Source organism: Scandinavium tedordense, from assembly GCF_024764965.1.
Taxonomy (GTDB): domain Bacteria; phylum Pseudomonadota; class Gammaproteobacteria; order Enterobacterales; family Enterobacteriaceae; genus Scandinavium; species Scandinavium tedordense.
On sequence record NZ_JALIGG010000055.1, the window covers coordinates 118,626 to 142,732 of the forward strand.

24 protein-coding genes are annotated in these 24,107 nt (G+C 52.7%); 8 read left to right on the forward strand and 16 right to left on the reverse strand.

Going from position 1 to position 24,107, the window contains the following annotated elements; translation table 11 throughout:
• Nucleotides 1-27: 27 nt before the first annotated feature.
• A complete protein-coding gene (gene dut, locus MUU46_RS11540; RefSeq protein WP_166665219.1) occupies nt 28-486 on the reverse strand; it encodes a dUTP diphosphatase in 459 nt (152 codons plus the stop codon).
• Complete coding sequence (coaBC, locus tag MUU46_RS11545) at nt 464-1,678, reverse strand: bifunctional phosphopantothenoylcysteine decarboxylase/phosphopantothenate--cysteine ligase CoaBC (RefSeq protein ID WP_159757073.1); 1,215 nt, start codon at nt 1,676-1,678, stop codon at nt 464-466. The genes dut and coaBC overlap by 23 nt, the downstream gene beginning before the upstream one ends.
• A 170-nt stretch (nt 1,679-1,848) precedes the next feature.
• Here coaBC and radC point away from each other — a divergent pair, with 170 nt between their 5' ends.
• The 4 genes from radC to mutM all read left to right on the forward strand — a co-directional run bounded on the left by radC (nt 1,849) and on the right by mutM (nt 4,054).
• Nucleotides 1,849-2,517: a RadC family protein gene (gene radC, locus MUU46_RS11550; protein WP_159757076.1), complete on the forward strand. Its 669-nt coding sequence runs from the start codon at nt 1,849-1,851 to the stop codon at nt 2,515-2,517.
• 204 nt (nt 2,518-2,721) lie between these two features.
• Nucleotides 2,722-2,958: a 50S ribosomal protein L28 gene (rpmB, locus tag MUU46_RS11555; RefSeq protein ID WP_002436699.1), complete on the forward strand. Its 237-nt coding sequence runs from the start codon at nt 2,722-2,724 to the stop codon at nt 2,956-2,958.
• A gap of 20 nt (nt 2,959-2,978) precedes the next feature.
• Nucleotides 2,979-3,146, forward strand: coding sequence for a 50S ribosomal protein L33 (rpmG, locus tag MUU46_RS11560; RefSeq protein ID WP_003024094.1), 168 nt, complete (start codon nt 2,979-2,981; stop codon nt 3,144-3,146).
• Nucleotides 3,147-3,244: 98 nt separating this feature from the next.
• Entirely contained in the window at nt 3,245-4,054 is an 810-nt protein-coding gene (gene mutM / locus MUU46_RS11565) for a DNA-formamidopyrimidine glycosylase (protein WP_159757079.1), read from the forward strand.
• On the opposite strand, the gene coaD is transcribed toward mutM, so the two are convergent.
• The 7 genes from coaD to MUU46_RS11600 all read right to left on the reverse strand — a co-directional run bounded on the left by coaD (nt 4,055) and on the right by MUU46_RS11600 (nt 11,871).
• Entirely contained in the window at nt 4,055-4,534 is a 480-nt protein-coding gene (gene coaD / locus MUU46_RS11570) for a pantetheine-phosphate adenylyltransferase (RefSeq protein ID WP_159757082.1), read from the reverse strand.
• Nucleotides 4,535-4,537: 3 nt separating this feature from the next.
• A complete protein-coding gene (locus MUU46_RS11575; RefSeq protein ID WP_258965584.1) occupies nt 4,538-5,308 on the reverse strand; it encodes a glycosyltransferase family 2 protein in 771 nt (256 codons plus the stop codon).
• Nucleotides 5,308-6,582 carry a lipid IV(A) 3-deoxy-D-manno-octulosonic acid transferase gene (gene waaA, locus MUU46_RS11580; protein WP_159757088.1) on the reverse strand — a complete coding sequence of 425 codons (1,275 nt, stop codon included), beginning with the start codon at nt 6,580-6,582 and terminating at the stop codon, nt 5,308-5,310. Before waaA ends, MUU46_RS11575 begins: the two co-directional genes overlap by 1 nt.
• Before the next feature lie 158 nt (nt 6,583-6,740).
• On the reverse strand, nt 6,741-8,375 hold the full coding sequence (locus tag MUU46_RS11585; protein WP_159757091.1) for a sulfatase-like hydrolase/transferase: 1,635 nt from the start codon (nt 8,373-8,375) through the stop codon (nt 6,741-6,743).
• Between the two features lie 17 nt (nt 8,376-8,392).
• The gene (locus MUU46_RS11590) at nt 8,393-9,364 is read right to left on the reverse strand and encodes a glycosyltransferase family protein (protein WP_258965585.1); all 972 of its coding nucleotides are present in this window, start codon (nt 9,362-9,364) and stop codon (nt 8,393-8,395) included.
• 8 nt (nt 9,365-9,372) lie between these two features.
• A complete protein-coding gene (locus tag MUU46_RS11595) occupies nt 9,373-10,356 on the reverse strand; it encodes a glycosyltransferase (protein WP_258965586.1) in 984 nt (327 codons plus the stop codon).
• A gap of 144 nt (nt 10,357-10,500) precedes the next feature.
• The gene (locus MUU46_RS11600; protein ID WP_258965587.1) at nt 10,501-11,871 is read right to left on the reverse strand and encodes an O-antigen ligase family protein; all 1,371 of its coding nucleotides are present in this window, start codon (nt 11,869-11,871) and stop codon (nt 10,501-10,503) included.
• A gap of 253 nt (nt 11,872-12,124) precedes the next feature.
• Between MUU46_RS11600 and MUU46_RS11605 the strand changes: the two genes are divergently transcribed.
• Complete coding sequence (locus MUU46_RS11605; RefSeq protein ID WP_258965588.1) at nt 12,125-13,228, forward strand: glycosyltransferase family 4 protein; 1,104 nt, start codon at nt 12,125-12,127, stop codon at nt 13,226-13,228.
• Here the strand turns inward: MUU46_RS11605 and MUU46_RS11610 are convergent.
• The 5 genes from MUU46_RS11610 to rfaD all read right to left on the reverse strand — a co-directional run bounded on the left by MUU46_RS11610 (nt 13,207) and on the right by rfaD (nt 18,503).
• Nucleotides 13,207-14,316, reverse strand: a complete 1,110-nt coding sequence (locus MUU46_RS11610) for a glycosyltransferase family 4 protein (protein ID WP_258965589.1) — start codon at nt 14,314-14,316, stop codon at nt 13,207-13,209. The two genes, MUU46_RS11605 and MUU46_RS11610, sit on opposite strands and share 22 nt — an antisense overlap.
• The gene (gene rfaQ / locus MUU46_RS11615) at nt 14,313-15,416 is read right to left on the reverse strand and encodes a putative lipopolysaccharide heptosyltransferase III (protein WP_258965590.1); all 1,104 of its coding nucleotides are present in this window, start codon (nt 15,414-15,416) and stop codon (nt 14,313-14,315) included. The genes MUU46_RS11610 and rfaQ overlap by 4 nt, the downstream gene beginning before the upstream one ends.
• Nucleotides 15,409-16,395 carry a lipopolysaccharide heptosyltransferase RfaC gene (gene rfaC, locus MUU46_RS11620; protein ID WP_258965591.1) on the reverse strand — a complete coding sequence of 329 codons (987 nt, stop codon included), beginning with the start codon at nt 16,393-16,395 and terminating at the stop codon, nt 15,409-15,411. The genes rfaQ and rfaC overlap by 8 nt, the downstream gene beginning before the upstream one ends.
• Before the next feature lie 3 nt (nt 16,396-16,398).
• Complete coding sequence (gene rfaF, locus MUU46_RS11625) at nt 16,399-17,445, reverse strand: ADP-heptose--LPS heptosyltransferase RfaF (protein ID WP_258965592.1); 1,047 nt, start codon at nt 17,443-17,445, stop codon at nt 16,399-16,401.
• Between the two features lie 104 nt (nt 17,446-17,549).
• Nucleotides 17,550-18,503 carry an ADP-glyceromanno-heptose 6-epimerase gene (gene rfaD, locus MUU46_RS11630; protein WP_159757118.1) on the reverse strand — a complete coding sequence of 318 codons (954 nt, stop codon included), beginning with the start codon at nt 18,501-18,503 and terminating at the stop codon, nt 17,550-17,552.
• A 214-nt stretch (nt 18,504-18,717) separates the two neighbouring features.
• Here rfaD and kbl point away from each other — a divergent pair, with 214 nt between their 5' ends.
• The 3 genes from kbl to MUU46_RS11645 all read left to right on the forward strand — a co-directional run bounded on the left by kbl (nt 18,718) and on the right by MUU46_RS11645 (nt 21,890).
• A complete protein-coding gene (gene kbl / locus MUU46_RS11635) occupies nt 18,718-19,914 on the forward strand; it encodes a glycine C-acetyltransferase (protein WP_258965593.1) in 1,197 nt (398 codons plus the stop codon).
• A 9-nt stretch (nt 19,915-19,923) separates the two neighbouring features.
• Nucleotides 19,924-20,949 (forward strand): L-threonine 3-dehydrogenase, encoded by a 1,026-nt coding sequence (tdh, locus tag MUU46_RS11640; protein ID WP_159757124.1) that lies wholly within the window; start codon nt 19,924-19,926, stop codon nt 20,947-20,949.
• Nucleotides 20,950-21,092: 143 nt separating this feature from the next.
• Entirely contained in the window at nt 21,093-21,890 is a 798-nt protein-coding gene (locus MUU46_RS11645; RefSeq protein WP_258965594.1) for a glycosyltransferase family 2 protein, read from the forward strand.
• Between the two features lies 1 nt (nt 21,891).
• Here MUU46_RS11645 and MUU46_RS11650 read toward each other — a convergent pair whose 3' ends face one another.
• Both MUU46_RS11650 and envC read right to left on the reverse strand, forming a co-directional pair.
• Nucleotides 21,892-22,827 carry a divergent polysaccharide deacetylase family protein gene (locus tag MUU46_RS11650; protein ID WP_258965595.1) on the reverse strand — a complete coding sequence of 312 codons (936 nt, stop codon included), beginning with the start codon at nt 22,825-22,827 and terminating at the stop codon, nt 21,892-21,894.
• Between the two features lie 3 nt (nt 22,828-22,830).
• A complete protein-coding gene (gene envC / locus MUU46_RS11655; RefSeq protein ID WP_159757133.1) occupies nt 22,831-24,102 on the reverse strand; it encodes a murein hydrolase activator EnvC in 1,272 nt (423 codons plus the stop codon).
• Nucleotides 24,103-24,107: the final 5 nt, after the last annotated feature.

Below are 24,107 nucleotides of genomic sequence, written 5' to 3' on the forward strand. Positions count from 1 at the left end.
CGCTGGTGGATGCTGCTTCAGAACGGCTTATTTGCGTCCTGAATGGCCGAAGCCGCCTTCGCCACGATCGGTGGCGTCAAACTCTTCCACCAGGTTGAACTCTGCCTGAACGACAGGAACAAATACCATTTGGGCAATACGTTCACCCGGCTCGATGGTAAAGCTCTGCTGACCACGGTTCCAGACGGAAACCATCAATTGGCCCTGATAATCTGAATCGATAAGGCCGACCAGATTACCCAGCACGACACCGTGCTTATGGCCGAGACCGGAACGCGGCAGAATAACGGCTGCCAGGGAGGAATCCGCGATATGAATAGCCAAGCCAGTTGGCAGCAGTGTGGTTGCGCCAGGAGCCAGTTCTACGGCTTCATCAAGACAGGCTCGCAGGTCAAGTCCGGCAGAGCCGGAGGTGGCGTATGTCGGCAGCGGGAATTGCTCGCCAACACGCGGGTCCATAATCTTAACGTCGATTTTTTTCATCATAACGGGTAACGATCTCGTCCAGTAGTAGTTGGCCCAGGAGTTCCTTTCGCGCAAGCGGTAAGACTTTATCTCCATCCTGCCAGAAAAGGTGTAATGCATTGTTATCGCTATTAAATCCTTGATTCTCTTGCGATACATCGTTCGCGCAGATCAGATCAAGGTTCTTGCGGGCTCGCTTTTTCTGCGCGTATTCTTCCACATTATTTGTTTCTGCGGCAAACCCTACGACATAAGGACGAGAGGTCGTGAGCGCGGCAACACCAGCAACGATATCCGGATTTTTAACCATTTTTATCGTTAATTCATCACCTTGCTTTTTAATCTTCTCGTCCGAAATGGCCGCTGCACGATAGTCAGCAACCGCTGCGCAGCCAATAAAAATGTGCTGATTTTGCGCATTTTTCTGGACAGCAGCTTCCATTTCCAGCGCCGTCGTTACATCGATGCGCTGAATGAATGGCGGGGTAGCCATTGCAACAGGGCCGCTGACCAGCGTGACGTTTGCACCACGCTGTGCTGCTGCCGCCGCAATCGCGAAGCCCATTTTACCGGAACTGTGGTTGGTGATGTAACGCACCGGATCTAACGGTTCGCGGGTAGGGCCTGCGGTAATCATGATATTGAGATGTTGCAGGTCTTTGACAGGCGAAAAATGCGTTGCCGCCATCTCGACAATCACCAGCGGATCCAGCATACGGCCTGGGCCGATATCGCCACAGGCCTGGCTGCCACTGTCTGGGCCCCAGAGCAGCAGTCCACGTGAAGCGAGCGTGTCCAGATTATGCTGGGTCGCTGCTGCGCGGTACATTTGCTGATTCATCGCTGGTACGACGGCGACTGGGGCCGCGGTGGCGAGGCAAATGGTGGAGACCAGATCATTGGCCATGCCTGCGGCAATACGGGCGATGAGGTCGGCAGTCGCCGGGGCCAAAATCACCAGGTCAGCCCATTTCCCGAGCTCAATATGACCCATCGCGGCTTCGGCGGCAGGGTCCAGCAGGCTGTCGGACACCGGGAAACCGGATACCGCCTGAAGGCTCAATGGCGTGATGAAGGCTTTCGCAGCATCTGTCATGGCGACGCGGACTTCTGCGCCACGTTCGCGCAAGCGGCGCACCAGTTCCGGCGTTTTGTAAGCAGCGATACCTCCGCTGACACCAAGAACGATTTTTTTACCGGCCAGGCTTAACATGATTCTTTCCTGTGGAAGACATCGGAATACGCCCATTTTATCACAATCCCTCCGTTGTCGTGCTGCAAAGGAAAATCCACTGTGCGAGGCGTTACGCAAGTGTGGCAATCCGCTGTCGTGCGCATGATGGGGCGCATGGCAAGATAGCTGTCGTCAAAAGGAGAAGACGTATGGAAGACGTTGAACGGATTTTGCCGCGTGAAAAAATGCAAACCGAGGGGATTGAAGTACTCAGTGACGTTGAACTGCTGGCTCTGTTTTTACGAACAGGTACGCAGCGACGTGATGTGTTTTCTTTCGCCGATTATTTGCTGAAACATTTTGGGTCGTTACACGGTTTGCTGTTGGCACCAGAGTCAGAACTTCTGAGGATGGACGGCATTGGTATCGCCAAATATGCCCAACTTAAAGGCATTGCCGAACTGGCGCGACGTTTTTTTAATCTTCAGTTGATGATGCAGGAAGACCCGCTGAGCAGCCCTCATGCCACGCGTGAATTTCTGCAAAGTCAGCTGGCGAAAGAAGAGCGTGAGATCTTCATGGTGATTTTCTTAGATAGTCAAAACAGGGTGTTAAAGCATAGCCGAATGTTCAGCGGGACGTTGAGCCATGTCGAAGTTCACCCTCGTGAGATAGTCCGCGAGGCCATTAAGGTCAATGCGGCGGCGCTGATACTCGCACATAATCATCCTTCAGGCAGTGCTCAGCCTAGTAAAGCGGATAGAATCATCACTGAAAGAGTGATAAAGTGCTGCCACTTCATGGAGATAAGCGTCCTCGATCACTTGATCGTCGGCAAAGGAGAGATAATTTCTTTTGCTGAGCACGGATGGATTTAGCGATCCACCGGGATCTTTGTCTGTTCGGGACTTGAGCACACCGCGGAGTCAGCGTATACTACGCCACCTTTGAGAATCTCGGGTTTGGCATTTGGGCCTGGCTATACGAGTTCACTTAGAACCGTCAGACCGGGCTGTAGCAGCCTGACGAGGCGCCAATACCCTATACGAAGCTCGAGCTAATTTGATTTTTGGAGAATAGACATGTCCCGAGTCTGCCAAGTAACTGGCAAGCGTCCGGTGACCGGTAACAACCGTTCCCACGCACTGAACGCGACTAAGCGCCGTTTCCTGCCGAACCTGCACTCTCACCGTTTCTGGGTTGAGAGCGAGAAGCGCTTTGTCACCCTGCGTGTATCTGCTAAAGGTATGCGTGTTATTGACAAGAAAGGCATCGATACAGTTCTGTCCGAACTGCGTGCCCGTGGCGAAAAGTACTAAGTACTAAGAGGAATTAAATCATGGCTAAAGGTATTCGTGAGAAAATCAAGCTGGTTTCTTCTGCTGGTACTGGTCACTTCTATACCACCACGAAGAACAAGCGTACTAAGCCGGAAAAACTGGAACTGAAAAAGTTCGATCCAGTTGTCCGTCAGCACGTACTGTACAAAGAAGCTAAAATTAAATAATTTTAGTTCTCTTATAGAAAAACCCCGCTTCGGCGGGGTTTTTTGTTTTCTGCTCGCCCCCATAATAGGACGCATCCTGCAAAGTATTTGGAGACGTCATGCCTGAATTACCCGAGGTCGAGACCAGCCGTCGCGGTATAGAGCCGCATCTGGTCGGTGAGACCATCCTGCACGTGATTGTTCGCAACGGCCGACTGCGCTGGCCCGTATCTGCGGAAATTCATAGCCTCAGCGATAAGCCCGTACTCAGCGTTCAGCGTCGCGCCAAATATCTGCTGCTTGAGCTGCCTGACGGCTGGATAATCATCCACCTCGGGATGTCAGGCAGTTTGCGTATCCTCGCCGAAGAACGCTCGCCAGAGAAGCACGATCATGTCGACCTGGTGATGAGTAACGGCAAAGTGCTGCGTTACACTGACCCTCGCCGATTCGGCGCGTGGCTGTGGACCAAAGAGCTGGAAGGCCACAGTGTGTTGGCTCATCTCGGCCCGGAACCTCTGAGTGAGGCATTTAACACCGATTACTTCCGCGAGAAGTGTGCGAAAAAGAAAACGCCGATCAAACCGTGGTTGATGGATAACAAGTTGGTGGTCGGGGTAGGGAACATCTATGCCAGCGAGTCGCTGTTTGCCGCAGGCATTCACCCTGACAGGCTCGCATCATCGCTTTCTGCGGAAGAGTGCGCGTTATTGGTGCGTGTCATCAAGGCGGTGCTGCTGCGCTCTATTGAACAGGGCGGAACGACGCTGAAAGATTTCCTGCAAAGCGACGGTAAGCCGGGCTATTTTGCGCAGGAATTGCAGGTCTACGGTCGGAAGGATGAACCTTGTCGGGTCTGTGGCTCGCCGATTATTGCGACGAAGCATGCGCAGCGGGCAACATTTTACTGCCGCCGCTGCCAGAAGTGATTATTTCAACTTGTCCATCAGCGCCTGGTGGACAGCAGGCGGCAGAAAGTGGGCGACGTCGCCATCGTGGCGCGCCACTTCTTTCACCAGTGAAGAGGAGATAAACGACCACTCTTTCGACGGCATCAGGAACACGCTCTCAAGCTCTGGCATCAGGTGGCGATTCATGTGCGCCAGCTGCATCTCGTATTCGAAATCCGCCACTGCCCTTAAACCACGAATCAAGATGTTGGCCTGCTGCGCGCGAGCGAAGTTTGCCATCAGGTCACTAAAACCCACCACTTCCACATTAGTCAGGTGTGAAGTCGCTTGTCTGGCTAACGCGACGCGTTCATCCAGGTCAAACATCGGTTTTTTACTTGGGCTGGATGCAATGGCCAGCAGCACTTTATCGAACATGCAGCTGGCGCGAGTAACGATATCGAGATGGCCGTTGGTGATGGGATCAAACGTGCCCGGGTAGATGGCTTTTGTGCTCATGACTCACGCCTTTTTGCTAAAGCCGCGGTTCAGCGCCCACAGCTCGGTGTACTTGTTAAACGTATACTGCGCGTTCACGACCGACAACAGCCAGCCCTGTGCGCCATCCAGAACGCCGCCACGCAGGATAAGCGTTTTGATTAACGCGCCCAACGTGTGACCAAAAACACTTGCCAGTGAGGTTTTCTTGCCTTTCTGATGACGTTCCTGCGCCCATGCCGTGGCGTAAGCCAGCTGTTTACGCTGGAACTCAGTAAAATCACGACAAGTCAGATGTTTCAGGTCGCCCTTTAGCTCAACAACTTTTGCACCGCGACTGTCGAGGGATTCATGCACTCGATTATCGTTGTACTGCCAGCGCTCACGTTCGTAAAGACGCAGAACTCTGTCTGGATACCAACCGCTGTGACGCATAAAACGACCGAGAAAATAGTTACGGCGGGCGATACTGTAAACGGCGCCCGGTTCTGGGGCCGCAAGGACGTCGCGAAGGGATTTTTCGAGCTCAGGCGTGACGCGTTCGTCTGTGTCGATCATTAACACATAATCGCCGGTGGCGAGCGCTTGCGCGCGCTGACGCTGAATGCCGTAGCCCTGCCAGTCGGCGTTCGCATGAACCTGCACGCCAAGACTTCTTGCCAGTTCAACTGTGTTGTCATCGCTGCCGGAGTCCAGCAGAACAATCTCGTCAGCCCATTGCACTGATGCCAGGCAATCCGGCAGCAGATCGGCAGCGTTTTTGGCGATCATCACCACCGACAGGCGAGTTGGCATTAGTGGCTCCGCTGAGGCAGATAGGGTTGCAGTAACTGTAGCAGACGGGCAAGCGCGCCCTGATTCTGATGAAGCACTTCGACGGCATGGCGGCCATACCAGAGGCGGTAATCTTCATCAGTCAGCAGCGTAGAGACTTCTTTCACCAGAGTGTCCATATCGGTGACCGTGATGAGTCCGTCATCCTGCTGAAGTTTGGCGCAGATATCTTTGAAATTGAAGGTATGCGGGCCCATCAATACCGGAATTGCATGCGCGGCCGGTTCCAGCGGGTTGTGTCCACCACGTTCAACGAGGCTGCCGCCGACAAAGGCCAGGTCAGCAATACCGTACAGCAGCATCAGCTCACCCATGGTGTCGCCAATGACCACCTGCGTGGTAGCGGAAGGGATTTCACCCGTGCTGCGCAGCGTAAACGGCATACCCGCTTTCTGCACCAGTTCACGGGCGTCAGCAAAGCGTTCAGGATGACGTGGCACCAGAATCAGCAGCAGATCGGGGAAAGTTTCCAGCAGCTTTTTATGCGCGTCGAGGATGATTTTTTCTTCGCCGTCATGGGTGCTGGTTGCGATCCACACCTGACGACGCGGCGCCCACTGACGACGTAACGTCACCGCACGTGCTGCCAGTTCTGGCGTCACGGAGATATCAAATTTGAGGCTACCGGTAATAGTCAGCTGATTACGTTTGAGGCCCAACGCGAGGAAACGGTTACCGTCCTCTTCGTTCTGTGCGGCAATCAGGGTGATGCGGCTCAGTAGTCGACGCATAAATTTTCCGAGCTTGCCGTAGCCTTTTGCTGAGCGTTCAGACAGACGTGCATTGGCAATCACCAGCGGGATTTTGCGCTTATGCAGCGCGGCAACCATGTTTGGCCACAGCTCGGTTTCCATCACGATAACCAGCTTCGGACGCGTGGTATTGAAGAAGCGGTTCATCGCGCCGGGTAAATCGTACGGCAGATAGACATGCTGCACATCTTTGCCGAAGGCAGACATTGCCCGCTCAGAACCGGTTGGCGTCATGGTTGTGACAGTTATCGGCAATGACGGGTAACGATGGCGCAGCGCACGCACCAGCGGAATGGCGGCCAGCGTCTCGCCTACGGAGACGGAGTGCAGCAGTATGCCATCAGGCACTACCTTATTTTTGCAAAAGCCATAGCGTTCAGCCCAGCGTTTACGGTACGCGGGAGCCTTTCGGCTGCGCAACAATAACCTCAGCCAGACTAGCGGCTGAATCAGGTAGAGCAAGGTGGTATACAGAAATTCCAAGCGAGTTATCCGTTTTTATACTTCGGCGGGCAAATTCTAAGCATTTAGCGTGCTTAAAGCTATCCCTTTGGTACATCAGTCAGGCCGATGATTGAAGCTTGTGCGCAAAGTGGTTGAAAAAATGGCAGGGAAAGGCTTCCCCGCCATTCATATCAATACTATTGCTCTGCCGGAGGTAAGGCGTTGAGATGGTAAGTTATGCGCTCAGAGAGACCCCGAATATCACCACCGGTGATGAAATAAGAATCATCTTTCTGATTAGGGTTTTTCACGTTAAACCCAAGCATTTTGTTGATGAGGGTAGCGAGCTGGAAATGGTTGAGCGGCACATGATTGGTGATGTTGCTCATCGAATATTCCGGATCGTTACTGAAGTACAGGAATGGAGTCTGGGCTATTGGCATCTCAACCACTGAGTGTCCAAAGAGGCCACCGTCTCCCACTCTTTCACCATGATCGGAAGTGATGAATACCAGGACAGGCAGTTTCGACTTCGCCATAGCTGTGCGAATCGCGGCGGCGAGTTCTTTGTCGTACAGACGAACGGCGTCATCGTACTCGTTCTTCTTCTGCGCAACGTCATCACTCAGACGCGGGGTAGAGAATTTAGCAAATCCAGGCGGAATGTTTCGCTCATAAGGGATATGTGGCGCACGGCTGTTCAATACCATCAGGAACGGTTTGTTCCAGTCCAGATTGGATTTTTCGACTGATGGTGTGAGAACCACATCCGCACCCACTTCTGGAGCAGGACGGATTTGCGTGTCTTCCCACAAGTCGATGTCATGAATACCAATCCAGTTGCTAAGCCCCTCGAGTCCTTGCGCAGAAATAAAGGCCGTCTGGTATCCGTGCTTTTTTGCGTTGGAAAAGATATTCGTGGCTCTGGATTTATAAGCTGCGTAGTTGTCGGGTTCGCGGAGGTTGTTGACCAGCATCGGGATGGCCACGCGCGTCGATACGGCATTTGAGATAATTAAACGGCCTGTCCCTTGGTACTGTTGGAGCAGTGCCTTCAGCTCAGGCGTGGTATCACGCTCATAGCCAAGTGCGCTCACATGGTGAGGATTCAGGCTTTCACCGATGGCAAGAATAATCGAATACTTACCAGCATGCGTATCCGGTACTGGCGTCACGGCATAGGGTTCGTAATGGGCAATATTTTGATTTTCACCAGAGATAGCTTCAGGTATCAACCGGATAGCGCTGTAGCTCATAGCAGATAAGCCATTTCGCAGCAGCGAGTGACGCAGATCTGGGTTGAATTTATACATTTGCCCGTCAATGGCTTTGTAGAACTGGCCCACAAACATTACGACAATCGCAAGCAGGCATGGCATTGCTAACCCTTTATGCCACTTCGGTGCCAGGCGACGAGTAACAAACAACGCAACCAGGACTGCCACAATCATTATGGCAAAGTAGACCCCTAATGAGCCCAGGCTATCGGTAATACCACTGGCAATATCTTTCGTTTCAACGAACGCCAACCAGACTTCGCTGGGTCCATAAAACTGACCATAAAATTGATAATAAATGGCCTCGCTGATCTGAACTATAAATGTCACGGCAAGAAGCACACGTGTTATGAAAAACCGCGAACTCATGGCAGCAAGCAAAGAAATGATGAGATAAAGTGAAATATCACCCGCTTTTGGCTGATAGACATGATCTTTTAGTAGAATAATGATTTCAGAAAGCGAGAACAGGACCAGAAAGAGAACCGTCAGGAACACGGTTCGCAGCAGGTTGGTGCGCAGTGCGGGCGACCATTTTGCAGATGTTTTCAGCATTGGCAGGCTCAATCTCATTAGAACTTTTTAGTCAGCGGACGAATGGCTTTACCAAAGCCAAAGCGAACAGCGCGAACAAACGTAGGGCGGTTATGCAATCCTTTACGCCAGATGTCTTCAAACAAGCTGAACCAGCGGGCAGCAACAGCTTCGCGAGAATAGACCTGTAGACGTTTCTCGCCCTGTTCGCGCATTTGGCGATAGAGTTCAGGGGAGTTTTTCAGTTTCATGATCGCATCAAATGCTTCATCAGGCGTTTTCGCTATCAAATAGTCCAACTCGCTTTCGCGAATAGCTCGGTAAGACGGCTCATCATCACAAACCATGACCGTTTTGCCCAACCAGTTGTTTATGAGTTTGCTGGCAGGTTTCCGCGCTAACTTATGATCGTGTGATTTGCGAAAACTGATGCAAACATCCACATCCTGGTAGTTAGTCCAGTTATCAAACGAGATCCGCAATTTGATGCCTTGCTCTGCCAGGCGCTGCTTGAATGTTCCTTCTCGATACGCTTCCGGGAAACTATCGACACGCCCAAAAAAGGCGACGGTTTCAATCGATTCATCAGTACGTTGACGAGGTTTGACCCCAGGTTGTGGCCAGTTCGGAATGAAGAGGCGGCCAGGAATTGAGGCAACTTCAGGATTTTGTTCGACAACATAATCTGCGCCAATTACCGGTGGTCGATCTGCCCGGGCAACAACTGTTACACCAACCCAAGGTTTTACGCGTGAACCGTAGTGGTCGTTATGCATCAGGTTGATAGCATCCGAGCGACACTCAGTTCCCCAGGTGCATTCTATCTGACCGTTGTAATAGTAATTCAGACATAACATGGTCTGGAATGTCCAGACTCCACGCCCTCCGCAGTAAAAACGATGGGGAATATCATTAGGGTTGATTGCCAGGTCAATCAACTCTTGAAAATCCGCAAAATTAGAAGTGATAAAATCAGGCCGGGAGACAACATGCAGTTTTAGTTTGCTCATAATATCCGTTAGCTGAGAATTTTTTTAAGTCGGAAGAATCGACGCCCCAGACGCCACCGCTGGCGAAAACCACGTGCATTCTGCCAGATCATTGACCAGATACCTCTTTCGAAAAGCTCGCGCGTTATCTCGCGCTGTTTCTCTATATCTTCAATATTGTTGATGCTGTGCAGGATCCCAAGACCTTCTTTTGCTAGCTGCCAGTGACAGGCTGGTACGCGCTTCACCTGTTCTGGATGGCGTTTATTGATGGCGTCCAGCATCTCAAGAATCTTCATATAGTGGCGGGAAGATCGCATCCGGGTATCGTCAGTGCCTGGCGTATGGGATACAGAGGCTGAGTGAATCAGGTAATCGTAAAATACTTCGTCAATATACTGAACGCGTTTCGCCGTCAAAAGAACTTCGGTTGTCCATGGGATATCCTGATGGCGTAGACCGGGTTCGAAGGTAAATCCCTGCTCTTTGATAAAGGCATGGCGGTAGATATTCAGCCAGGTGACATGCAGGAATTTACGTGATGTCAGCGCCATTTGTAGCCAGCTCGGGCCATCCAGCACATCTGTTGAAGAGAGTTTGTCAGAGGGAAAAATCTTTTTCGACGGACGCCCATCGTCGTAAATGTAAGTCCCGTTGCAGGTCGCGACATCCAACTGACCAGCAGAAGCGATTTCCAGCAGGCGTGGGTACATTCCTGGATAGATAACATCGTCGATATCCGGGAAGGCGACATACTCCCCCTTCGCAATGGCAAGCCCTGAATTGCGTGCCACGGAGACTCCGCCGTTAGCCTGCTCAATCACTTTAAAATCACTGAATTCATTCGCATAGCGCTGGATGATTTCTGCTGAGCCGTCGTTTGAACCATCATTGACAATAATGAGTTCCAGACTGCTGAGGTTCTGTTTTTTGATGCTGTCAAAGAAAGCGCTCAGAAATTTCTCGCCATTATAAACGGCGACAATGAGGCTTAACTGCGGCGTACCAGACATGCTTTCTCCGTACTATTACGCGATGATGTGGCTATCAAGATTTAACTGAATCGTGCGATGGCAATTCGACAGCCGTCAGGCTAAAGAGTTCTGAAGGCGTTGATCGCGCCAGAGCTTTTAGGCTCAGACGCGATCAACGTGCGTTCAGGAGGGTTTATCTGTGACTTGCGGATTTCGCAGGGCACACATGCCGATAAGCAACCCTGTAAGGAACATGTACTGCTCCAGATAGTGATCTTTCAGGTTATGGTCGACCATGGTTCTGGAGAAGAAGCCGACGGTGAAGAGTAACAGGAACATCCCAACCATTGTGTTGCCGTGACGGAACTCTTTCCAGCCAATATACCAGCATCCCGCGAGCAGAATAAGCCAACCGGCGATGCCGGCAATCCCATTCTGGAGGCCAAACTCAATCAGACCATAATGGCTGTGTGGGATATTAATTCGATTATCCTGGGTGTCACGCCGCAGAACATAACGGAACGCTTCTTTACGCGGGCCCATCCCGGCAGGGTGTTCACCCACCAGTTTCCAGCCCTGATGGAAGAAGCTGGCGCGGCAGCCATTGGAATGGTCCATTTTACCGCCAATGTTATTGATCGGAACCAAACCGTTAGTTTTGTTGTAACAGAAGCTGGTGAATGGGGCACTCCATCCTGTTACAGCATCTCTTTCAAGATTTTGCCAGCGTGGGTCTGTTTTCCATGACGTATAGCCGAGCACCACTGAGGCAAGAACAATTGCGAGCAGGATACTTCCCGTGAGGATTAAACGGCTGCGCCGCATGTTATGCATGCTCAGCAGGATAAAGGTTGAAAACAGGCTACCGACCAAACCGATAGTGCCCCAGCGGGTATCCACCAGGCCAGTGCATATCAGATTACAAAGCAACATGAGGGATAACGCGGGCGTACCAAGGCGTAAGAAACGTTGGCGCAATAATCCACGCGCGAGCAGCTCAGCAAGAATAAAGCCGGTGATCATATTGATCTGAAAACTCATACGTACGCGGTTAAAGACGATACGTGTTTTACCCCAGGGGATATATCCATCACGCCAGTAGAGGTAGATGCTGTCTAAAAGGTGTATCAGTACTACCCCCCAGAAAAAGAGGATAATCAATGTAAACAGGCGTGCCGCGGTTAGTGAGGGGAATTGTTTCTGAATTGCGGGCAATAAGACAAGACCTGCACAGAAAAGTAATACCGGGCGTAGCCATTGCCCATCCCAGGTCGATACCATTTCTTTGATATCGGGTGCGACAAAAAAGCCGTTAATCAAAATGAAAAAGGTCAGCACCCATAGCGTTATGAGAACGAACTTAACTTTGCTTAAATGTAGACTTTGCTTTGCTGTCACAGAACTGAAAAACAGGCCAAAAGATACGACAATAATGGGGTAAATCAATCCATTACGATGAAATGGCAGCTGATCATTTGGAATTGGCCAGATAAAACATAAAGCCAATACAGACAGGATGATCGCACCTGTCAGAATGTTTCGAGTTTTTGTCATAGTTTTTTAGCTGGTTACGGACTTCGGCATCTTTAACGGCAAGTTTACGGTGCTGTCTGAAATCCACCGAGTTATGCCGTGCAATTAAAAAAACCGAGGAAAATTACCACAGATACCCCCACTACAGAAGGGCAATGTTTGTAAGCAGGAATAATCTCTCTCATTTGTAACGGTGGGGTCTTTTATGTATTACATAAGAGCAACGTATATACTACGCCGATCAAATTAAACAGAGATTATGAACAGGAACCCTATGCACATTGTCCACACCGAAGCAGATGGCGGAAAAGGCGGCCAGCCGCTACGTATCATCAACGAATCTCTGGGCATGATACAGCGTGGACACCAGGTGACTATTCTCTGCCCTGAATCTGCTCCGCTGCATCAGTTGGCGCTCTCGGCAGGACTCAACGTGGTGACCATGCCGCTGAGAAGGAAAAATCTTGGCAACTTGCTGTTGTTACGCCGCTGGCTCAGTGGCCATCGCGACACCGTCGATGTCGTTAATAGCCATAACTCGGCGGATACGTGGCTTGTTGCCTTGGCAAATCTGTTCTTATCTCGCCCACTTCCGCTCATTCGTACGCGACATGCATCCGGTGTACCTCGCAATAACTGGACGACGCGCTGGCTTTACCGTAAAGCCTGCAAGCATATTGTCTCCACAGGAGAAGCGCTGCGTTTGCAAATGGTGGCGCTGGGTGTGCCGCTGGAAAATACCACTTCCGTGCCTAGCGGAGTCGATACTTCGCGTTTTCATCCTGGTGACAAAGACGCTGCCCGCAATCACTGCGATCTGAGTCAGGGTGATTTTTGGCTGGGTGTGGTGTCGCATTTAAGACCGAATAAAGGTCATAGCGTACTGCTCAAGGCACTGGCGCAAATCAACATCCCGGAAATTAAGGTCGCCATCGTGGGCGATGGACCGCATCGTGAAGCGCTTGAAAGCGAAGTTATTCAGCATAATCTCTTAACGCGTGTGGTCCTGGCGGGTCATCAGCCCGATCCGGAACGCTGGTTCCCGGCATTTGATATTGCCATTAGTCCTTCCCACGATATGGAAGGCGTGCCGCAAGGTGTGTTGCAATCTTTGGCGACAGGTATTGCGACAATCGCTACGGATGCTGGTGGGACAGCAGATGCGGTTATCGACAGGAAGACAGGGCTACTGATTGCACAGCAGGACGTCGAGGGACTGCGTGATGCCATTCTCACGCTGTATCATGACCCGGTGTTGCGCCGCCAACTGGCAAGCCAGGGAAATGAGTATCTTAATTCTCATTTTACCCGTGAATGCATGCTGACGGCGATGGAGAAGGTCTTTGCTGACGCGGCTCAGTCCAGCAGTTCGCGATAAAGGTTCTGCAGTTTGGTGGCCATGCTTTCAAGCGTATAGGGTTCGGCGGTGGCGCGTGCCGCCGTCGCGTAATCAACGCCATGATAGCGCCCGTCCAGCCAGGCAGCGATCGCTTGCTGGTATCCCCGGACGTCAAGTGCGTCACGAACCCAGCCGTTGCTTCCTTCCTCAATCCACTCCGCTGCGCCGCAGCCGTGGCTGGTCAACAGCGGTAAACCGCAGGCCAGGGCTTCAACACAGACGTTCGGGAAAGGATCGTACAGCGTCGGCAAAATAAGGGCGTCTGCGCTGCCATAGACTTCGCGCACATCTGACACTGGCCCGAGAAATTTCACGCGATCAGAGACGCCTAACGTACTGGCAAGCTTCGCAAATTTTGATGCATGCTTATCATGACCAGCAATTAACAGCCAGACGTCCTGGTACGGTTGAATTGCTTTTAGCGCCGTGGCCACACCTTTACGGGCGAAACCGGAGCCAACATACGCCAGCACAGGCGCGTTATCCGGAATGCCAAGACGACCACGCATTGAAACCTGGCCCATATCGGGGTGAAAATATTGGGTATCGACCCCGTTATAAATCACCGTCAGTTTATCGTCGCTCACGCCAAAACGGCGGGCGATATCATCCCGTACCATACGTGAGTTACAGATCACTTTGCGCAGGTCAGGGTGGGTAAACATCTGCTGTTCAGCGCTGAGAATGTATCGGTGATAACGGCTAAAAGACTGCGCCCAGCGGGTCAGAGGCGACTGAATACGGTTGTATTGTTCGAGCCAGGCTGCGTGAACGCCGTCACCTGCGCGGAAAATGGACGCGCCGGGGATGCGTTCGTGGCTCTGGACGAGATCAAAATCTTTAAAATGCGCAGCTACAGCTGCTGCAAAACCTTCTTCGCGAGCCTGGCGATTGCGAAACGGTGGGTCGATAGTCAATGTATTCCAGCCCGCCGCATTTTCCCATTTTCGTGCGATTAGGGTGACATCGATTTCGGTATCGCGGGCAAGCACATTCAGTGCGCGGGAGACGAATCGTTCCGCACCGCCGTTAGGATTATAGGTTTGTCTGACGATAGCGAGCTTCATGCCGGGTTTTCCAGAAGCAGTGTATCAATCGCACTCAGTACCTGTTGAGAGGTGATGGCAGTGATGCAATCTGAAACATGGCTATCTCCGCAGCCCGCTTTACCACATGGCTGACAGGTAAAACCTGCGGTAATAACCCGGTATTGCACGCCCCACGGTGCCCATTTAATCGCGCCGGTTGGGCCGAAGATAGCGACCGTGGGCGTTCCCACTGCGCTGGCCAAATGCATCGGCATGGAGTCGACGCCAAAATAGAGCCGGGCATGCTTCATTAATGCGCCCAGTTCTTTCAAATTCAGTTTTCCGCTCAAATCATGGTATGGCTGAGTGAGCCGTGCCCGCAGCCCGTCCATGTATTCACTCTCTTCTTTGGATGGTGCCGCAGAAAGAATAATCGGCAGACCGCGTGCGGAAAGGGTGTCGATGGTGACGGCAAGCTTATCCAGCGACCAGGCTTTAAACATCCAGCGAGAGGTCGGGTGTACCAGCACATATGATTTTGAAACAACACCGAAATCCGCCAACTTCTGCACAATAGAGGCTTCCGCTTCGTCACCCGGAACGAACAGCGTGTTTTTGTCAGCAGCCGTTTGCGGATGAATGCCGATGTGGCGCAGTGCATCCAGATTCACCTCAACCATATGGCGCGAATTGTCCTGAATGGCAGGGTAGAGCGTGGTAAAGGATTTCACCCAGCGACGACGCGCCAGACCAGTGCGTTTATCCGGCTTGAAGCCGACAGATACACGTGGTTTAAGACGACGGGCCAGACGCGCGCCGTGCCAGTGCTCTGTCAGATTGATCAGTACGTCGTAATCGCGGGCTTTCAGAGTTTGGAGCAACGCCCGATACAGCGTCAGCTGTTTGATAAAACCCTGCTTACGCCAGTTGCGGCCAATGGTATGCACCTGATTAATCGACGGATGATTGGTCAGCATAGCCTGTGTATCATCGTAAACCAGCGCATCGACTTCGACATCTGGCCAGTTTTTCTTCAACACGGTAAAGACCGGGGATGTCAGCAGCACATCCCCGTGATGGCGTAGTTTAACGATCAGAACGCGTTTTGGTGGACGATTCGGTGAGAAAAAATCAGGCATGATGACTCTCTGCGGCCAGTAAAGACATTAATCGCTCATAAACGGTCGCCGCACTCAGGTCGCTCAGTTGTGATGAGCTATCAGGACGGCAAATGTGTTGGTTTTTTCCGTAGCCACCGATAAGACCCGGATCCGTAGGGCCATAAAGCGTGATATTCGGGCGGTCCAGCGCAGCCGTTAAATGGCTGAGTCCGGTATCGACCGACACGACCGCACACGCGTCTGCGAGAACGTGAGCAACCTTCTCAAGGCTCATTCGCGGCAACACTTCCGCGTAATCATGGCCTTCGGCTAAACGTTCCGCCCTGGCTTCTTCATGAGGCGCGCCCCACAGCAGTTTGATGTTCAGACCGCTGCCAGCCAGCTTTGCAATCAGCTCCTGCCAGTGCGATTCCGGCCAGTGTTTGTCGTCACGCGTGGTGGCGTGCAGAAATACGAGGTAAGGCGCCGCTGTGGCGCAGCTGGTGTTCACAAAGTGCTGCGCAATCGCATAATCACCTTGCTGATCGGGCTGTGCATAGCCGAGGCTTTTCGCGAACAGCTCACGGGTACGTTCGACCGCATGCTGTTGTTTTTCTATACGATGGCGACGGTTGTAGAACAGGCTGGCCAGCGGTTCGCGGGCACTTTGCCAGTCCATGCCGTGCTTGATGCCGTGTGCGAGGCGCGTAACCAGCGCCGCGCTTTTCACCAGCCCTTGGGCATCGATGATGGCGTCATATTTTTCGGCCTGCACCTTTTGGCGAAATGCGAGGCGTTCGGCTTTTATCGGCGCTGAAAACCACGCTTTGCGCCAGCGGCGGATCGCCACCGGGATAACGTTGTCTACCGCGGCGTGCCAGGAGGGAATCTGCGCAAAGCCTTCTTCAACCACCCAGTCAAAACGGATGCCTGGAATCGCCTGAACGGCGTCGGTCAGCGCAGGTAACGTGTGCAGCACATCACCCATCGAGGACGTTTTAACGATCAATACGCGCATCCGTTATGCGTCCTCGGCCAGCAGCAGCTGGTTTAACTCTTCCAGCACGCGGTCTGGCGTAATGTCGATCAGGCTCTGATGATAACCCTCTTCGCCGTCGCCTTTTCGTACTTTGTGGTAGCCGGTAATCAGGCGGATAACCTTGGCTTTGTGCGATAGCGGCGGCGTGAAATCCGGGCTGCTTGGGCCATACAGCGCAACCAATGGCCGGTTGAGCGCTGCGGCGACATGCATTAATCCGGAATCATTGGTGACGACCGCCTTACAGGCGGCAAGCAGGACAACGGCCTGCTCAAGCTGCGTTTCACCCGCGAGGTTGCGGCACCAGGCCTGCTGTTCCTGGCTGAGTGTGGCCAGAATTTCGTTCCCGGCGTCGTGGTCTTTGGCTGAGCCGAATAAAACCACCTGGTAACCTTCGTCGATCAGTTGTTTTGCCAGTTCTGCATAGTGATAGTGCGGCCAGCGTTTTGCCGGACCAAATTCCGCACCAGGGCAGAAGCCAATCATCTGGCGTTCAGCGGAAAGCGAAAATGCGGAAGCAACCTGTAACTTTTCACTTTCGCTGACCTGGAGCTGTGGCCAGAGCAGCGGCTGCGGTAAATCTTTCGCAGAACGTATGAAACCTTTGTTATACGCCAGCGCGACATAGCGCTCGACCATCAGTGGCCAGGCCGCTTTGTCGAGGACGCGGGCGTCATTCAGTAAACCGTAGCGCATTTCGCCACGCCAGCCGGTACGTTGCGAAATGCCCGCAAAGAACGGGACCAGCGCCGATTTGAACGAGTTCGGCAGGACGTAAGCGCGATCGTAACGTTTTTCACGCAGACTGCGCCCGAGCCGACGGCGTTCGCCAATTTCAAGTGCACCGTGACCGAGCGGCATCGGGATGGCTTCATTCACTTCCGGCATACGCGATAAAAGCGGACGGCACCACGCGGGTGCCATCACATCAATGATCGCCTGGGGATAGCGCGCCTTGAGCGTGCGATAGAGACTTTGCGACATCATCATGTCGCCCACCCATGACGGGCCAACCACCAATATCTTCATTCACTTCATCCTTCACGCTGTCTCTGCGTTGGCTGCCTTCATGCACCCCAGCCACATCGTTATCCTATGCTCTGGGGGCACTCAGTTGCCGCCTTGATACCGCTTCAATGATTTTGTGAATTTGTATCGCTGTCGCGATTAAGCCATTGCATGTATTCCGTCACGCCTTCGGCAACGGTTTTGAACGGCTTATCGTAGCCTGCTGCACGCAGGTTAGTCAGGTCAGCCTGGGTAAACGCCTGATAGCGGCCTTTGAGTTTTTCCGGGAACGGAATGTACTCGATGCTGCCTTGCTGGTGATACGCAAGCGTTGCATCTGCCACAGCCTGGAAGGATTCTGCGCGGCCAGTGCCGAGGTTGAAAATGCCGGACACGCCGTTTTCCCAGAACCACAGGTTTACCGCGGCAACATCGCCGACGTAGACGAAGTCGCGCTTAAAGCTGTCGCTGCCTTCGAACAGTTTCGGGCTTTCGCCATTGTTTAGCTGGGTGTTGAGGTGGAAAGCCACGCTCGCCATGCTGCCTTTGTGGCCTTCGCGCGGTCCATAGACGTTGAAGTAACGGAAGCCGACAACCGGAGAATCCACTTCTGGCAGGATTTGACGCACGTATTCGTCGAACAGGAATTTGGAGTAGCCGTAAACGTTCAGCGGCTTTTCATACTCGCGGGACTCGATAAAGTCAGACGTGCGGCCGCCGTAGGTGGCTGCGGAAGACGCGTACAGGAACGGGATTTCACGCTCCAGGCAGTAGTGCAGCAGTTCTTTGGAGTACTGATAGTTATTATCCATCATGTACTTACCGTCCCACTCGGTGGTGGAGGAGCAGGCACCTTCGTGGAAGACAGCTTCGATTTCGCCCATCTCTTCGCCAGCCATAATCTGGATCAGAAAATCTTCTTTATCCATATAGTCGGCGATGTTCAGGTCGACCAGGTTAACGAATTTGGTGCCGTCTTTCAGGTTGTCCACCACCAGGATGTCAGTGATGCCTTTATCATTCAGGGCTTTAATAATGTTGCTGCCGATAAAGCCTGCGCCGCCGGTAACGATGATCATAACGATAACCTTTGAATGTGGGTGACCGGGACTATCCCGGACGCTAATGGTTCTTATCATACCATCACTACGCAGAGTCTTCACATTCACCGACAACCCGCAAGGATACACGTGATTTATGCTACAAAAATGCTTAACCGACGCAGCGTCATCTCGTATAGACCTATAGCATTGGGTAATATGTTCCAAATTTTGCCGAATCTGGAGAGTTGCAATGCGTGGTGATTTTTACAAACAGTTAACCAGCGACCTGGAAACCGCCCGTGCGGAAGGGTTGTTTAAAGAAGAACGCATCATTACCTCTGCCCAACAGGCGGACATTACCGTCGGCGATGGCCACCATGTCATCAACTTCTGCGCGAACAACTATCTCGGCCTGGCAAACCATCCAGAGCTGATTGCTGCGGCAAAATCCGGGATGGACAGCCACGGATTTGGCATGGCCTCCGTGCGTTTCATCTGCGGAACGCAGGACAGTCACAAGATCCTGGAAAAGAAACTGGCCGATTTCCTCGGTATGGAAGACGCGATTCTTTACTCCTCCTGCTTTGACGCCAATGGTGGACTGTTTGAAACCCTGCTCGGCCCGGAAGACGCCATTATTTCTGATGCGCTGAATCACGCTTCCATTATTGATGGCGTACGTCTGTGTAAAGCGAAGCGTTTCCGTTATGCCAATAACGATATGCAGGAACTTGAAGCGCGCCTGAAAGAAGCCCGCGAAACCGGCGCTCGCCATGTACTGATCGCCACCGACGGCGTGTTCTCAATGGATGGCGTGATTGCCAACCTGAAAGGCGTCTGTGACCTGGCAGACAAATACGATGCGCTGGTGATGGTCGATGACTCCCATGCGGTCGGATTTGTCGGCGAAAATGGCCGTGGCTCGCACGAATACTGCGAAGTGCTGGACCGTGTAGACATTATCACCGGTACGCTGGGCAAAGCGCTCGGCGGTGCATCCGGCGGCTACACCGCGGCGCGTAAAGAAGTGGTCGAGTGGCTGCGTCAGCGTTCCCGTCCATACCTGTTCTCCAACTCACTGGCTCCGGCCATCGTTTCCGCTTCTATCAAAGTACTGGAAATGGTGGAGTCAGGTGCTGAGCTACGTGACCGCTTGTGGTCCAACGCGCGCTTATTCCGTGAAAAAATGACTGCAGCAGGCTTTACTCTGGCCGGGGCCGATCACGCCATTATCCCGGTGATGCTGGGGGAAGCGACCGTGGCGCAAGACTTTGCCCGCGAGCTGCAAAAAGAAGGGATTTACGTCACCGGTTTCTTCTATCCGGTGGTGCCAAAAGGTCAGGCGCGTATCCGCACGCAGATGTCTGCGGCGCATACACCTGAGCAAATTGAACGTGCGGTGGACGCGTTTACCCGCATCGGTAAGCAACTGGGCGTGATTGCCTGAGGATGTGAGATGAAAGCATTATCGAAACTGAAGGCCGAAGAAGGTATCTGGATGAACGACGTTCCGGAACCGGAAGTCGGTCATAACGACCTGCTGATTAAGATTCGCAAAACCGCTATTTGCGGCACCGACGTGCACATCTATAACTGGGACGAATGGTCGCAGAAAACCATTCCGGTTCCGATGGTTGTGGGTCATGAGTATGTTGGTGAAATCGTCGGTATTGGCCAGGAAGTGAAAGGTTTTAAAATCGGCGATCGCGTTTCTGGTGAAGGGCACATCACCTGCGGCCACTGCCGTAACTGTCGCGCGGGCCGCACACATCTTTGCCGCAACACCACGGGGGTTGGGGTAAACCGTCCGGGCTGTTTCGCTGAATACTTGGTTCTGCCAGCGTTCAACGCCTTCAAAATCCCGGATAACATTTCTGATGATCTGGCGTCCATCTTCGACCCGTTCGGTAATGCGGTTCACACGGCACTGTCGTTTGATTTGGTCGGTGAAGACGTGTTGGTGTCCGGTGCAGGCCCAATCGGGATTATGGCCGCTGCCGTCGCGAAACACGTTGGCGCGCGTAACGTCGTGATTACTGACGTGAATGAATACCGACTGGAACTGGCGCGTAAAATGGGTGTGACTCGCGCGGTTAACGTGTCCAAAGAAAGTCTGACTGATGTCATGGCCGAACTGGGTATGACCGAAGGGTTTGACGTGGGCCTGGAAATGTCAGGCGCACCGCCAGCGTTCCGTACCATGCTTGACACCATGAATCACGGCGGGCGTATTGCAATGCTGGGGATACCGCCATCAGATATGTCTATCGACTGGACCAAAGTCATCTTCAAGGGCCTGTTCATTAAAGGTATCTATGGTCGGGAGATGTTCGAGACCTGGTACAAGATGGCGGCGCTGATCCAGTCAGGTCTGGATCTCTCCCCAATCATTACCCACCGTTTCGGCATTGATGACTTCCAGAAAGGTTTTGACGCGATGCGTTCCGGCCAGTCCGGGAAAGTGATTTTGAGCTGGGATTAACCATAGAAAGCGCCCTCGGGCGCTTTTTTCTGCAATTTAATTCATGTAGTTTGTCCAAAAAAAGATTATCGCTAACTTTTCTTCGCTTTTTAATCCCCACGTTTATAAAGTCTGTTGAGGTTTCATTTAACTTTATAACGCCTATGTTCAAACTCACCGTTTGTTTGTTGACCTTCAATTCCGCGCGACTGCTGCATGAAGTCCTGCCTCCGCTGGTTACCGTTGCCGATGAGTTTATTGTGGTGGATTCTGGCAGCACCGATAAGACGCTAGATATTTGTCATGATTATGGTCTGACAATACATCACCATCCCTATTCCATGCATGGTGCACAAATGCGTCATGCAACTGAGTTATCCAGCTATGACTGGGTGCTTTGTATGGACAGCGATGAAATTTTGGATGCTGAAACGGTTGAATTTATTTTGGCGCTAAAAGCGGGCAGTGAACCGGAAGCAAATCATGCCTGGCGCATTTCTCGTTACTGGCATGTGTTAGGGGAAGAAGTACGCACGATTTATCCCGTCTCTTCGCCTGATTATCCGGTGCGATTGTTTAATCGTATCCAAGCCCGCTTCAACGATCGTCCGGTCGATGACAAGGTTGAAGGTAATCTTCAGACGGCCAAAATACCAGGTCGCGTGCGGCACGATACATTTTATTCACTTCATGAGGTTTTTAATAAACTCAATGGCTACACCACCCGACTGGTGAAATATCAGAACATCCGTCCTTCAATTGCCCGGGGGGTGATCAGCGCGATTGGTGCCTTCTTCAAATGGTATCTTTTCAGCGGCGCATGGCGGCAGGGGAAAGTGGGGGCTGTAACGGGGTTATATGCCACGCTCTACAGTTTTCTGAAGTATTTCAAAGCCTGGTATGCTCACAATACAAAACAGGGAGCCGTGATGGAAAAACACACGGACTCCCGTCAGGTCTGAATCAGGGCTGATCCCATCCCTGCCACTGCAGCTGCATATACTGCACCAGCGTACTGTGCGTAATGCTGTCGCCGAGCACGGTAAAGAAGCGGCTGGCATACACTGGCTGCTGAGGTTGTCTTTGTTTACACAGTTTCACACCTCGGAACGGGTTACGCGATGTGGTGGGCTGCTGAGTCGGACTGCTATTCTGCGGCGTCGACGTGTCTACCTGTTGTTCGTTGAGCAGACTGCTTGGTCGGACAAGGGTGATATCCGGCGGCAAGTTGTACACCATCTGCTGAAGCACACGAACCGTCGTTGGATGCGGGTGGCCAATCGCAATCGCCGAGCCATTTCGGCGCGCAAGCTGAATCGCACGATTAAACTGTACCCGAATATCTGCCTCGTTTTGCTTGTCATCCAGGAACACTCTGCGCTTGATGACCTTCACACCTGTGCCGGCGGCCGCGCGCATTGACTGGCTGTTGCCAATCGTCATGCTGTCGAGAAAATAGAAATTGTAGTGGCTCAGCGTCTGCATCACTTTCTGCATGCCGAACAGGCTCGAGGTCATGGCGCTGCCCATGTGATTATTCAGCCCCACGGCGTACGGCACTTTGCCGACCGCATCACGAATAATACGATCAATCTCTGCGCTGCTCATGTCCGGACGAAGGGTGTCTTTCTCCAGCGGCTGCTTGCTGAGTGGCGCCATTGGCAGGTGGATCAGGACTTCATGACCGCCGTTATGGGCTTTAGTCGCCATTTCGCGGGCGTGGGGAGCATTGGGTAACACGGCAACGGAGATGGTATTGGGCAGGGCCAACACTTGATTTTCTTGCTGAGGGCGATAGCCAAAATCATCAATGACTATCGAGAGTTTTCCGGCGTGGGCCGGGGAAACCATCGCCAGTACGGCGGCGACGGACAACGCTAACGAGCGAAATTGAAGCAAAACTTATCTTCCCAACCACGGCTGTGGATTGACCGCCTGACCCTGGCGGCGAATTTCGAAGTAAAGTGACGGTCGGCCCTGACCACCACTGCTGCCCACAAGGGCAATCGGCTGACCCGCGCGAACCTGGGTCCCGACGCTGACCAGCGCGCTTTGGTTATAACCATACAGGCTCATGTCGCCTTTGCCGTGCTCAACCACCACCACAAGGCCGTAGCCCTGCAGCCAGTCGGCGAGGATCACTCGGCCATCGGCAATGGCTTTTACCTCGGTGCCTTCAGACGCACCGATAACCATCCCTTTCCAACGTAGTTCACCCTGAAGCTGTTCGCCATAGCGATGCAGCGTTGGGCCACGAACTGGCCAATAGGCCTGACCGCGCGGTGAACCCAAGCCGCCAGTACGGGACATCAGCGAGCGTTCACTTTCGGACGGTTTATAGGTGGTGCCTTTACGCGAGGCGTCCTGCTGGCGGTCGCGTACGGCCTGCGCTTGACGGGCTTCGCGGTCTGCGCGAGCACGCGCGGCAGCGGCGGCCTGTGCAATGCGGGAGCGCATGCGTGATTCGTTGGCCCGCATTTCGGAAAGCTGTTGTTGGCCTGCCTGAATCGAGGACTCAAGTCCGGCGAGGGTTTTCTTACGTTCGTTACGCGCTTGCTCAAGTTTGGCCTGCTGCGCTTTCTGCTCATACAGCAGCGTTTGCTGTTGGCTTTGTTTCTCTTCCAGCTCGGCTTTTTGCGAGGCCACTTCTTCGCGCGTCTGTTTCAGTTCGACGATAGTATCCTGACGCGCTTGATTGAGGTAACCAAAATAGGCCTGCAGACGTTGCCCGCGCTGGCTCTCTTCACCGCTCAAAATCAGCTGAATACCCGTATGCTCACCCTGACGAAACGCAGCATCAAGCTGTGCTGCGAGACTGCGTTCCTGAGCGGCTTTTTGTTTTTCAAGTTTAGCAATCGATGCGTTCATGGCATCGACCTGCTTATTGAGATCTACGAGGGTATTCTGGGTTTCCCGCAGTTTGCGGGCGGCGGCGGAAATGGCTTCTTCCTGCGTTTTAAGCTGGGCCAGCAAAGCGGAGCGCTGTTGCTGCTGTTGGCGAACGGCCTTTTCTTTACTGGCGATGTCAGCCTGAATAGATTTTAGCTGGTCGCGATCGTCCGCGTGAGCATACGTCGCGCACAGCAATACGCCAGCGCTAACTGCGCTGGCGTAACAAATGGATCGGACTGCCGTCGCTATCCATGTATTTGAAAAAATCGCCTTTCCCCTCATGGGGA